Raw genomic sequence first — 12,650 nt, 5'->3', positions numbered from 1 at the left:
ACAGCCTGATATTTTGTGATGGGGATCGCAGATGAGTCTGGATACTGAAGTAGTGGAAACAAGCATTGCGGTAGAGAAACCCGCATGGGGCGCGGTGTTCGCCATGGCGTTTGGCGTCTTCGGCCTGATCACCGCAGAATTTCTGCCGGTGAGCTTGCTGACACCGATTGCCGACTCGCTGCGCGTCAGCGAAGGGCAGGCGGGCCAGACGGTCACGGTTACCGCGCTGGTGGCGCTGCTGACCAGCCTGGTGATTGGTAACGTCACGCGCCGCCTCGACCGCCGCCTGGTGATGCTGGCGTTCACGTTGCTGCTCATCGCCTCGGCGCTGCTGGTGGCGTTTGCCGAAAATCTGCCGATGATTTTACTGGCGCGCGTGCTGCTCGGCATGGCGATTGGCGGCTTCTGGACGCTGTCGACCGCCATTACCATGCGGCTGGTGCCCGCCGATCAGGTGCCGCGCGCACTGTCGATTGTGTTCAGCGGTATTTCGCTGGCCACCATCATTGCCGCGCCGCTGGGCAGCTACCTTGGCGGGTTGATTGGCTGGCGTAACATCTTCCTGCTGACCGGTGTTTTGGGCGTGCTGGCGCTGTTCTGGCAGTTCTTCACCCTGCCGTCGATGCCGCCGGAGAACAAAGCGCGCAGCGGCGGCGTGCTGGACCTGCTGCGTCAGAGCGTGATGCGCTGGGGCATGCTGGCGGTTATCATGATGTTTACCGGCCATTTCGCCTTCTTTACCTATCTGCGCCCGTTCCTGGAAACCAGCGCGCAGCTGAATGTGAATCAGCTGTCGCTGGTGCTGCTGGCGTTCGGCGTGGCGAACTTCTTCGGCACCTCGCTGGCCGCGTGGCTGGTGACGCGCAGCGTGTCGCTGACGCTGACCGGCATGGCGCTGGTGATGAGCGTGACGGCGGTGCTGCTGGTAAGCTTTGGCCACGTCTCCTGGCTGGTGGCGAGCGGCGTCGCGCTGTGGGGGCTGGCGTTTGGTTCAATGCCGACTGGCTGGTCAACCTGGCTGTCGTGCGCGGTGCCGGACGACGCCGAATCGGGCGGTGGGCTGCTGGTGGCCACTATTCAGCTGGCGATCACCGCCGGTGCGGCAGCCGGTGGCTGGATGTTCGATCTGCAGGGCGCGGGCGGCGTATTCCTTGCCAGCGGCGTGCTGATGCTGCTGGCCGCCATCACCATCTTTACCCGCGTGCGGCATCACGGTTAAATCCGTTTACCGCCATCAGGCGCGCCGCGACACGCTTCAGGGTGTGTCGCGGCGCCGCTTTTGCCGCGTATGCCTGGTCTCACCAATCACAGCAATAAATCCTGCCTTTTAATCAAATCGTGGTTTTTTAACCCTTTGCGCACAGGTTGCGCTAAATGTGCTTTTTATAGTCAAAATATTCGAAAGACTTAGGCAAATCTCTGCGCTTTTTTTTGATCGGTTGCCGGCCTACTATATCTCTCATCAAGGCAATGTCGCCTTATTCAATCAAACATCATTAAGGAAATGACCATGAAAACCATCAAAACTTTTGCTGCTGTTATTGCTCTCTCTGTTCTGCCATTTGCCAGCTTCGCGCAAAGCGTGACCGCTACCGCCTCTACGCTTGACGGTGCTGAAGCGCAAATCGCTGCTAAAGCGCAGGAACTTGGTGCTTCCTACAAAGTGACTGAAGCCAACTTCAACAACGGCGTTCACATGACCGCAGAACTGACCCAATAAGTTCGCCTTACCCTCTGTGCTGACAGGGTGCCTTCGGGCGCCCTGGCGGCGTTGCTAACGCCATAAAATCCTGTCCCTTTTCCGCATAAATGATTATTATTCGCAAAAACTAACATCCTTATCGGCTCGCCTCGGGCTGAATTTCCTATTGGTTGCAATGTCGGGCTTTCATTTCACTGCCGCACGGCGGTGGTTTTGCTATGGAGAAGTTATGAAAGCGAATAAAACAATGCAGTGGGCGCTGCGTCCGCTACTGGTGGCCACGGCGCTGCTGTCCTGCAGCGCGCTGCAGGCGGCGGAAACGCAGCCGCTCAATCAGCCGATCGCCAAAGGTGCCTACGAACTGGCCTTCAGCAACAGCGACAACGCGCTGTTCCTCGCCACGGCGCAAAACACCGGCAATCCGCAGGGCGGTACCGTGTACCGTCTCGATCCGCAGAATCTGGCGGTGAAGCAAACCATCAGCACTGAGCTGAAGACCTTTGGTGCCGCCATCAATCAGCACACCAACGTGCTGTACTTTGGCAACACGGTCAACGGTGCGCTGACGGCAGTGGATGCCAGCAGCGGTAAGGTGATTAACACGCTGGTGCTGGATGGCCGCAAGCGCGGTGACACGGTTCGTCCGCTGCAGCCGCGTGAACTGGTCGCGGATGCGCTAACCAATCGCGTGTACATCACCGGTCTCGGAGCGCAAAGCGTGGTGTGGGTGGTGGATGGCAAAACGCTGCAGCTCATCAGCACTATCCCGAATACCGGCAAAATGGGCACCGGGCTGGCGCTGGATGCCGCCTCGCAGAAACTGTATGTCACCAATGCCGATGGCGAGCTGGTCACCATCAATACCCGCCTGAACGCGATTGAAAAGCGCCAGAAAATTGACGGTGATAAAGAGCACTTTTTCCTGAATATTGCGCTGGATAGCAAAGGCCACCGCGCTTTCCTCAGCGATGCGAAGCAGCCGCAGGTGCTGGTGCTGGATACCCGGACACAGCAGGTGATTCAGCGCATTGAGGTACCGGAATCGCTGGCGGTGCTGTTCAATGCTGACCGTGACGAGCTGTATGTCACGCACCGTAAAGCCGGTGAGATCAGCATCATTGATGCCAGCAGCTATAAAGTGAAACGCACGGTGAAAGCGCCGGGCCTGCCGAACAGCCTGGCGCTCTCCGCCGATGGCAACACGCTGTTCGTCAGCATCAAGCAGCCGGGCTCACGCAAGGAACCGCCAAAAAACCCGGACAGCGTGTTACGCATCGCGCTGTAGGGCGTAATTATCCGAAACTCAGGGGCGACGTGTGTCGCCCTTTGCATTTCCGGCCTTGATCCCCCCTTTCCCGCCCGGCTTACGCTACCTTTAGGACGACAACACCTAAGGGGAGAGTGCAATGAGCCAGTTTTTTATGCATGAAAAAAACGATCTGGTGAACGAAGCGATCGAAGGCGTGTTACTCAGCACACCGTGGCACAACCTGACCCGTCTCGATCTGGGCGATGAGATTCGCGTGGTGGTGCGTTCGGACTGGGATAAAAGCAAAGTCGCACTGATTTCCGGTGGTGGCTCCGGCCACGAACCAGCGCACGCGGGCTTTGTCGGCAAAGGAATGCTGACCGCTGCGGTGTGCGGCGATATCTTCGCCTCGCCGAGCGTTGATGCGGTGCTGAACGCCATCGTTAACGTCACCGGTGAGGCGGGCTGTCTGCTGATTGTGAAGAACTACACCGGTGACCGGCTCAACTTTGGCCTTGCCGCGGAGAAGGCGAAAAATCTCGGTTACAAGGTGGAGCTGGTGATGGTGCAGGACGATATCGCACTGCCGGAGAACCCGCAGCCACGCGGCATTGCCGGCACCGTGCTGGTGCACAAAATCGCCGGCTTCGCTGCGGAGCACGGCCAATCGCTTGACGAGGTAAAAGCGCTGGCGCAGCGCACCATCGACGCCACGTCCTCTATCGGCCTGGCGTTTGCCACCTGTCATATTCCGGGTGAAAAGCGCGACGATCGTGTGGCAGCCGGTCACAGCGAGCTGGGGATGGGCATTCACGGTGAGCCGGGCGTGATCACGCTGGATACGCAAAACAGCCGTAAAATTACCAGCATCATGACCGATCAGCTGGCGCAGGCGCTGCCCGACGGCAAACAGGCGCTGTTGATGATCAACAATCTCGGCGGCTTTTCCCAGCTGGAGCTGGCGCTGCTCACGCGCGAGGTACTGCAGTCGCCGCTGGCGGCACGCATCACCCATTTAATTGGCCCGGCAACCCTGGTCAGCGCGCTGGATATGAAAGGGTTTTCGCTGACGCTGCTGGCGCTGGAAGAGGCGTTTTTCGAGGCGCTGCATGCGCCGGTGCAGGTGCTGGGCTGGACGCCGATGTACGACTTTGCGCCCATCAGCCTGCAGCGCGCTGAACGCATCGGCAGCGTGCTGGATTTCGATCCTTCTGATAACGCTGAAGTGGCGCAGGTGGTTGAGCGCGTGACGCAGACGCTGATCGATCTGGAGAGCGAGCTGAATGCGCTGGACGCCAAAGTCGGCGATGGCGATACCGGCTCGACCTTTGCCGCCGGCGCGAAGAAAATCCAGCGCGGCCTGCGTGAACAGCAGTTGCCGCTGGATGAGCTGCCTACGCTGCTGGCGCTGGTAGGCGAACAGCTGGCGACGGTGATGGGCGGATCGAGCGGCGTGCTGATGTCGATTCTGTTTACTTCGGCCGGACAGCAGCTGGAGGAGGGCAGCACGCTGCCGCAGGCGCTGATGCACGGGCTGGAACGGATGAAGCACTACGGCGGCGCGCAGCCGGGACATCGCACCCTGGTGGATGCGCTACAGCCGGCACTGGAGGCGTTAGCGGCCGGAGAGTCGCTGGCTGCGGCGGCGGCCGCTGCGCAACAGGGTGCCGACGCGACGGCGCAGATGCAGAGTGCGAAGGCAGGTCGTTCGGCTTATCTCAATCAGCAGAGTCTGGATGGCGTGAAAGATCCGGGCGCGTACGCCATCGAGAAGGTGTTTGCGGTGCTGGCGGGCTGAGGATGGGACGGATGGGTGCGGGGTTCGCCCTCACCCTAACCCTCTCCCGCGGGCGGGAGAGGGGACTGTTCTGAGCGATGTCGGCGTACAGTGCGGTCCTGCCGCCGAGCTTTTTCCGCTTACTCCGAGGCTTCGCGCAGCATCTCGTCGTGCGGAATATCCTGCAGAATCTGCTCGAAGCTGCGCAGACGTTTGTAGATCGACATCAGCGTAATCAGCGTGGACCACGAGGTGATCAGATACTGGAAGGAGGAGCGCACCTGGTCGAACACGTTGGTGATCTGGTTTAGCAGCCCCAGCGTGATGGTGCCCGCAACAATCGAGGGGAACAGCACGAACAGCCCGAACACATTGTCCACCTGCAGATAGAGAATGCGCGTGATGTTGAAATAGAGGTAGTGGAAATAGAGGCGGAAATAGTTGTGACGCACGCGGCTGAACAGCTCCTGCACCGTAGGCGGCGCGGCGCGCTGCGGATCGTCCTCGCCGTACACCAGCTCTTTACGGTACGCGGCTTCCACCCGCTGATTGCGGAACTCCAGCCCCGGCAGTTTAATTCCCACCAGCGCCAGCAGCGCGGTACCAAACAGCGACCACAGCAGCGCGGCGATCACCAGCGCATAAGGGATATTGCCGAGGATCGGCACTTCTTTCACGTGATGCGATAGCGTCACCAGCACCGGCAGAAACGCCACCAGCGTCATGATGGCCTGGATAAAGCTGATGCCCCAGTCCTGCAGCGTACTGGCGAAGCGCATGGTGTCTTCCTGCACACGCTGTGCGGCACCTTCTACCAGACGCAGGCGCTGCCAGTTATGCATGTAGTAGTTGTTCATCGCGGTACGCCAGCGGAACACCCAGTGGCTGACGAAAAACGAGTTCATCACGCCGATCACTACCGCAATCAGCGCAATGCCGAGAAACGCCAGCACCTGCACATAGAACTGATTGATGCTCACCGAGCCAGCTTTGGTCAGCGCCTGCTGAATCATGTCGTAAAACGGACCATACCAGGCGTTAACGCCGACGCCTACCTGCACGCCAAACCAGGTGACAAAGATAATCAGTAACGATCCCCATACCGACCAGCGCTGCCACGGATGGTTGTCGATGATGCGCCACACCAGCGCAAAGGCACCACCCATGATCCAGTAGTAGGCATAAAACCACAGCTGGCTGGCGTGGATAAAGCGGCTGGCGTTGGTCGGCAGCGGCTGCTGCATCGCCGCCTGCAAAGCGGGAAAGCGCGCCGGAAAATCATTGAAAAAGCCAAACCAGGCAAAAATGGCAATCAGGCTCCAAATCGCGGCCGAGCTGAAAAACAGCGCCGGCCGCGGAAAATAGGACTTAAACATAGGCACTCCGCTGTTGTGTGTACTCTTTATACCGCTTCCGGCATTTATCTGTCTGTTGTCGGTTGTATCCGACGATGACAGCATCGCCGCATTTATGTAAAGCGGCAGAGTTAGTTGTTAAGTTTTTTGTGCTCATTTGTTTCGGGAAACTAAATTATTAACGGCGATGGTGTTACACTACGTCAACTGTTACCGGTAACAGTCTTGCTGTATCCCTTAAAACGCCAATAAAAATCATTACAACGCAACTACTTAACTTTCATGCCGCATTATATGCGGTAATGAGGCAATGTCATGTCAGAAGAAAAAAAGGGTCACACTCGCCGGGATTTCCTGCTGAGAACCATCACCCTGGCGCCGGCAATGGCGGTAGGCAGTACGGCGATGGGCGCACTGGTCGCGCCAATGGCCGCCGGTGCGGCAGCGTCGTCGGCCGCTGCGCCGCAGCAGGCGCGCGAGTATCAACCGGTGTGGTTTACCGCCGAAGAGTTTGCCTTCCTCAAAGCCGCCGTGGCGCGCCTGATCCCCAACGATGAACGTGGTCCTGGCGCGCTGGAAGCCGGCGTACCGGAGTTTATCGATCGCCAGATGAATACGCCGTATGCCACCGGCAGCAACTGGTATATGCAGGGACCGTTCAATCCGGATCTGCCAAAAGAGCTCGGCTATCAGCTGCCGCTGGTGCCGCAGCAGATCTACCGTCTCGGCCTGGCCGATGCCGATGGGTGGAGCAAACAGCAGCACGGCAAGGTATTTGCTGAGCTGACGCCCACGCAGCAGGACGCGCTGCTGAGCGCCTTCGAAAACGGCAGCGCGCAATTCCCGCAGGTGCCGGCCAAAACCTTCTTCGCCTTTCTGTTGCAAAACACCCGCGAGGGCTACTTCAGCGATCCGATCCACGGCGGCAATCAGGGCATGGTGGGCTGGAAGCTGATCGGCTTCCCTGGCGCACGCGCCGACTTTATGGATTGGGTAGAGCGCGGCGAACGTTATCCGTTCCCGTCAGTTGATATTCGCGGCGAGAGGGCGTAACCGTGGCAAATGCGTTAAAAAAAGTGGATGTGGCGATCGTCGGTTTCGGCTGGGCCGGGGCGATCATGGCGAAAGAGCTGACCGAGGCCGGTCTGCATGTGGTGGCGCTGGAGCGCGGGCCGCATCGCGATACCTATCCGGATGGATCCTATCCACAGTCGATTGATGAACTGACTTATAACATCCGCAAAAAGCTGTTCCAGGATCTGTCAAAAAGCACCGTAACTATCCGTCACGATGCCTCACAAACCGCCGTACCGTATCGTCAGCTGGCGGCATTCCTGCCGGGCACCGGCACCGGCGGCGCCGGCTTGCACTGGTCGGGCGTGCACTTCCGCGTCGACCCGGTCGAGCTGAATCTGCGCAGTCACTACGAGCAGCGTTACGGCAAAAACTTTATCCCGGAAGGCATGACCATTCAGGATTTCGGCGTCAGCTATGACGAACTGGAACCGTTCTTCGATCAGGCGGAAAAAGTGTTCGGCACCTCCGGCAGCGCCTGGTCAATCAAGGGTAAAGTGGTGGGCAAAGAGAAAGGCGGCAACCCGTATGCGCCGGATCGCTCCAGCGACTTCCCGCTGCCCGCGCAGAAGCGCACCTGGTCGGCCCAGCTGTTTGCCCAGGCGGCGGAGTCGGTGGGCTATCATCCTTACGATATGCCGTCGGCCAACACCTCCGGTCCTTACACCAATACCTACGGCGCGCAGATGGGGCCGTGCAACTTCTGCGGCTACTGCAGCGGCTACGCCTGCTACATGTACTCCAAAGCGTCGCCGAACGTTAACATTCTGCCCGCGCTGCGCCAGGAGCCGAAGTTTGAGCTGCGCAACAACGCGTATGTACTGCGCGTCAACCTGACCGACGATAAAAAACGCGCGACCGGCGTCACCTATCTGGACGGTCAGGGACGTGAAGTGGAGCAGCCGGCGGATCTGGTAATCCTCTCCGCCTTCCAGTTCCACAACGTGCACCTGATGCTGCTGTCCGGCATCGGCAAGCCGTACAACCCTATCAGCAACGAAGGTGTGGTCGGCCGTAACTTTGCCTATCAGAACATCTCCACGCTGAAGGCGCTGTTTGATAAAAACACCACCACCAATCCGTTCATCGGTGCCGGTGGCGCCGGTGTGGCGGTGGATGATTACAACGCCGATAACTTTGACCATGGTCCGTACGGCTTTGTCGGCGGTTCACCGTTCTGGGTCAACCAGGCGGGCACCAAGCCGATCTCCGGTCTGCCGACGCCAACAGGCACGCCGAACTGGGGCAGCCAGTGGAAAGCGGCGGTGGCGGATACCTATAACCATCACGTGTCGATGGATGCGCACGGCGCGCACCAGTCGTATCGCGCTAACTACCTCGATCTCGATCCCAACTACAAAGATGCTTACGGCCAGCCGCTGCTGCGTATGACCTTTGACTGGCAGGACAACGACATCAAAATGGCGCAGTTCATGATCGGCAAGATGCGCAAAATCACCGAAGCGATGAATCCGAAGATGATCATTGGCGGCGCGAAAGGGCCGGGTGCCCATTTCGATACCACCGTGTACCAGACCACGCACATGAGCGGCGGCGCCATCATGGGCGAAGATCCTAAAACCAGCGCGGTGAACCGCTATCTGCAGAGCTGGGATGTGCCGAACGTGTTTGTCGCCGGCGCTTCTGCCTTCCCGCAGGGGCTGGGCTACAACCCGACCGGCATGGTGGCGGCGCTGAGCTACTGGTCCGCTAAAGCGATTCGTGAACAGTATCTGAAGAACCCCGGCCCGCTGGTACAGGCATAAGGAACATGGCGATGATCAAAAGTTTAACAGCCCTGTTGCTGGGCACCCTGTCGTTCGCCGCGCTGGCGGAGGACACCGCTGCCGATGCGCTGGTGCAGCGCGGTGAGTATCTGGCGCGCGCCGGTGACTGCGTCGCTTGCCACAGCACCGCAGGCGGCAAACCGTTTGCCGGCGGCCTGCCGATGGCGACGCCGATTGGCACCATCTACTCCACCAATATCACGCCGGATAAGGCAACCGGCATTGGTGACTACAGCTATGACGACTTCCAGAAAGCGGTGCGTCATGGCGTGGCGAAAAACGGCGACACGCTCTATCCGGCGATGCCGTATCCGTCCTATGCGGTGGTCAGCGATGACGACATGAAGGCGCTGTATGCCTACTTCATGCACGGCGTGGCACCGGTGGCACAGGCTAACAAAGAGAGCGACATTCCGTGGCCGCTGTCGATGCGCTGGCCGCTGGCGATCTGGCGCGGCCTGTTTGCGCCAGATGTGAAGGCGTTCCAGCCGGCCGCGCAGGAAGATCCGGCGCTGGCGCGCGGTCGCTATCTGGTGGAAGGACTGGGCCACTGCGGTGCCTGCCACACGCCGCGCAGCTTCACTATGCAGGAGAAGGCGCTGAATAACGGCCAGGGCAATGATTACCTTGCCGGCAGCAGCGCGCCGATTGACGGCTGGACCGCCAGCAACCTGCGCGGTGACAACCGCGATGGTCTGGGGCGCTGGAGCGAAGCGGATCTGCAGCAGTTCCTGCGCTATGGCCGTAACGATCACACGGCGGCGTTTGGTGGCATGACCGAGGTGGTGCAGCACAGCCTGCAGTATCTCAGCGATGCGGATATCAGCGCGATTGCCCGTTACCTGAAATCGCTCGGCGCGAAAGATCCGTCTCAGGCGGTGTTCCGTGAGGATGACGCAGTGGCCCGGGCGCTGTGGAAAGGTGACGACAGCCAGCCGGGTGCCGGCGTGTATGTCGACAGCTGTGCGGCGTGTCACAAAACCGACGGCAGCGGCTATCAACGCTTCTATCCGGCACTGCGCGGGAATCCGGTGGTGATGGCAGAGGATCCGACCTCGCTGATTCACATCGTACTGGTCGGCGGCACGCTGCCGGGCGTGCAAGGCGCACCGACGGCGATCACCATGCCGGCGTTTGGCTGGCGTCTGAACGACAGTCAGGTGGCGGATGTGGTGAACTTTATCCGCAGCAGCTGGGGCAACGGCGTGCAGACCAAAGTCACGGCGAAACAGGTGGCGAAACTGCGCCAGGATGACAGCGTGCAGCCAAAACAGGGCAGCGCGGATATCCGGGTGCTGGAAAAGCAGTAAGCCTGTCTTAAGCATTTTCTTCAGGTCATGACGCGGTTCATGGCCTGAAGGGTGCGAAAAATCCCACTAAAATTCATTATCTTAGATTTTCCTTTCAGACGTTTCTTGTAAGAGATTCCTTCCCCTGCGTTTAAAAATCCCTGCCGCTTATTAAGCGTTACTTTAACGATATTAACTCTGGCGAAAAGGATGACCATATGTCTGTAGGCTATTACGACCCGACCAAACCGGGGCAGGAGAACTACGTCAATTCACCTTATCAGTACTGGAAAGGGGTGGTTGAAGATAAGAGCGTCAGCTATATCGAATTTGCCATTAACGGCCAGCTTTTTACTACGCAGGTAAACGCGGACGGTAGCTGGGAGTATCAGCTGCCGCTGCGGCTGGAGGAAGGTGGGCATAATCTCACCATCCGCTTTTTCGACCGGGCCGGCAACGCCGGGATTCCGGTTCAGACACGGCTGGAGGTCGATCTCAGCCCGCCCGATATGCCGGCGATTATGCGCGTACTGGATGATTTCGGACCGGTGCAGGGCCCGGTTGGCAACAAAGGCTTTACCGATGATAAAACGCCAGCCATTTCCGGTTATGCCGAGCCGGACAGCATTGTCCGCCTGTACAGCAACGGCGTGCTGATTGGTAGCGTGCAGGCGGCGAAAAATGGTCAGTGGACCATCACGCCGGAACTGAGTGACGGTGAACAGCGCCTGTACGTCACCGCCACCGATAAATTCGGCCAGGTCAGTTTTGATTCCCCGGTCTTCACGCTTTACGTCAATTCGCCGCGCATCGACAAGCCGCAGCTGCTGGAAGTCTATGATAATGAAGGCCCCAATAATGGCGTGATTAAAGCGGGTAGCGAGAGCGACGATCGTAGTCCGCGCCTGAGCGGTAACGCGCCGCTGGATGCCGAAAGTGTGGTGATTTACGTCAATGGCGAGCGGGTAGGCATCGCGCCAGTGGTGGATGGTCAGTGGCACTGGGAAAGCAACGTTGATCTCCTGAACTACGGCAATAACACTATTACCGTCCGCGCCCAGAATAATCGTGGCGAACTGAGTAATGAAAGCGAGCCCTTTACTTACAAAGTGATTCCGACGCCGGAAGCTAAAATTGATTATGCATTCGATAACGAAGGCCTCTATCAGGGGCGCCTGGATAGCGGAGCGCTAACCAATGATTTCAGTCCTATTCTTAAAGGCAGCGCAGAAGCCAACAGTGTGGTGTATGTCCACGCACAACGAATCAACGGCTACTGGGAACTGCTCGGCAGTGTGCGTACTGACGCTCAGGGTAACTGGGAGATTGAGACCAATAAGCTGACGCAGGGAGACGGTGATTATGAGTTTCAGGTTGGCTATTTCACGCAGCCAGATACTCAGGCTGAGAAGTTTAGCCTGACTATTATCAGCGGCGAAGCCGTTATGCCCGTGATTGAATCCGCCTTTGATGACGTAGGTTCATCCACCGGCGCGCTGAAAAATGGTGCGGTGACTGATGATTTTACGCCGACGCTGAGCGGTCGTGCCGAAGCTAACTCAATCGTTTATTTCTTTGATAAACACGTTAATGGTACCTGGGCACGGCTCGGCAGCATTAAAGCTGACGCGCAGGGTAACTGGACCTTTACAACCCCACATCTTGGCGGTTATCGCGGCGAGCATACTTTCCAGGTCAGCAACAGCGAGAAACGCTATACCAATGGCAGCACTTACCAGCTAACGCTGCAACCGGAAAAACCGAATATCAGTAACGCTATTGATAATGAAGGCGATATTCAGGGCAAACTGAAAAATGGCGACTATACCGACGATTTCACTCCAACACTAACGGGCTGGGCAGCATCGAACGGTTTGGTTTATGTGTATGCTCAGCACGACAATGGCAACTGGCAGTTACTTGGCAGCACACGCGCTGGCAACTTCGGAGCCTGGAATTTCACTACCAGTAATTTATCAGGCCAGCGCGGCGAATATCAGTTCCAGGTTAGCAGCAGCAGCACACGCGATCCCTCCGCCGATATTTTCAAGCTGGAAATCAACGATAACGCGGTGAGAATAGGCGATGAAGGGCTGGCCTGGGATTTTGATGATGGCACGCTGCAAGGCTGGATGCCTGCGGGACTGTACAAAAAATATAACCAGCTGAAAACCACCGAATGGAAAGGCGCCGACGGTTCTAATGTACTTGGCTCAATGACTGACTATGTTGAAGGCCGCGATTACAGCGGTGACGTGGTTTATCGCTATATCGAAGTCGAGGCGGGTAAAACTTATGAACTGGATTTTGATGGTTACCGTCTGAATCAGGGTTGGGTTGCCCCCGTAATCGGCATGGAAGTTGACGGTAAAACGGTAATTAAACCCGAGGCGTTAACGTCGTCATGGCAGCATAAA

At 58.1% G+C, this 12,650-nt stretch carries 9 protein-coding genes; 8 read left to right on the top strand and 1 reads right to left on the bottom strand.

Features of this window, described 5'->3' with window-relative positions; all coding sequences use genetic code 11:
* Positions 1-31 precede the first annotated feature (31 nt).
* The 4 genes from CBW22_RS21530 (at position 32) to CBW22_RS21515 (ending at position 4,749) form a co-directional block, all read left to right on the top strand.
* Positions 32-1,219: an MFS transporter gene (locus CBW22_RS21530; RefSeq protein ID WP_088517827.1), complete on the top strand. Its 1,188-nt coding sequence runs from the start codon at positions 32-34 to the stop codon at positions 1,217-1,219.
* Between the two features lie 291 nt (positions 1,220-1,510).
* Positions 1,511-1,720, top strand: a complete 210-nt coding sequence (locus tag CBW22_RS21525; RefSeq protein WP_058757538.1) for a DUF1471 domain-containing protein — start codon at positions 1,511-1,513, stop codon at positions 1,718-1,720.
* 211 nt (positions 1,721-1,931) lie between these two features.
* Entirely contained in the window at positions 1,932-2,987 is a 1,056-nt protein-coding gene (gene yncE / locus CBW22_RS21520) for a 7-bladed beta-propeller protein YncE (RefSeq protein WP_088517826.1), read from the top strand.
* 121 nt (positions 2,988-3,108) lie between these two features.
* Complete coding sequence (locus tag CBW22_RS21515; RefSeq protein WP_088517825.1) at positions 3,109-4,749, top strand: dihydroxyacetone kinase subunit DhaK; 1,641 nt, start codon at positions 3,109-3,111, stop codon at positions 4,747-4,749.
* A gap of 119 nt (positions 4,750-4,868) precedes the next feature.
* Here CBW22_RS21515 and sbmA read toward each other — a convergent pair whose 3' ends face one another.
* Complete coding sequence (gene sbmA, locus CBW22_RS21510) at positions 4,869-6,104, bottom strand: peptide antibiotic transporter SbmA (RefSeq protein WP_021507809.1); 1,236 nt, start codon at positions 6,102-6,104, stop codon at positions 4,869-4,871.
* Positions 6,105-6,398: 294 nt separating this feature from the next.
* Here sbmA and CBW22_RS21505 point away from each other — a divergent pair, with 294 nt between their 5' ends.
* The 4 genes from CBW22_RS21505 to CBW22_RS21490 all read left to right on the top strand — a co-directional run.
* A complete protein-coding gene (locus CBW22_RS21505) occupies positions 6,399-7,136 on the top strand; it encodes a gluconate 2-dehydrogenase subunit 3 family protein (RefSeq protein WP_058770036.1) in 738 nt (245 codons plus the stop codon).
* Positions 7,137-7,138: 2 nt separating this feature from the next.
* Entirely contained in the window at positions 7,139-8,923 is a 1,785-nt protein-coding gene (locus CBW22_RS21500; protein WP_021507807.1) for a GMC family oxidoreductase, read from the top strand.
* Positions 8,924-8,934: 11 nt separating this feature from the next.
* On the top strand, positions 8,935-10,254 hold the full coding sequence (locus tag CBW22_RS21495) for a c-type cytochrome (RefSeq protein WP_058774916.1): 1,320 nt from the start codon (positions 8,935-8,937) through the stop codon (positions 10,252-10,254).
* A gap of 197 nt (positions 10,255-10,451) precedes the next feature.
* A partial coding sequence (locus tag CBW22_RS21490; RefSeq protein WP_088517824.1) for an Ig-like domain-containing protein occupies positions 10,452-12,650 on the top strand: 2,199 nt, incomplete at its 3' end.

The organism is Pantoea sp. VS1 (assembly GCF_002207995.1).
Taxonomy (GTDB): domain Bacteria; phylum Pseudomonadota; class Gammaproteobacteria; order Enterobacterales; family Enterobacteriaceae; genus Pantoea; species Pantoea dispersa.
This window is presented reverse-complemented; position numbering and strand designations above follow the sequence as displayed.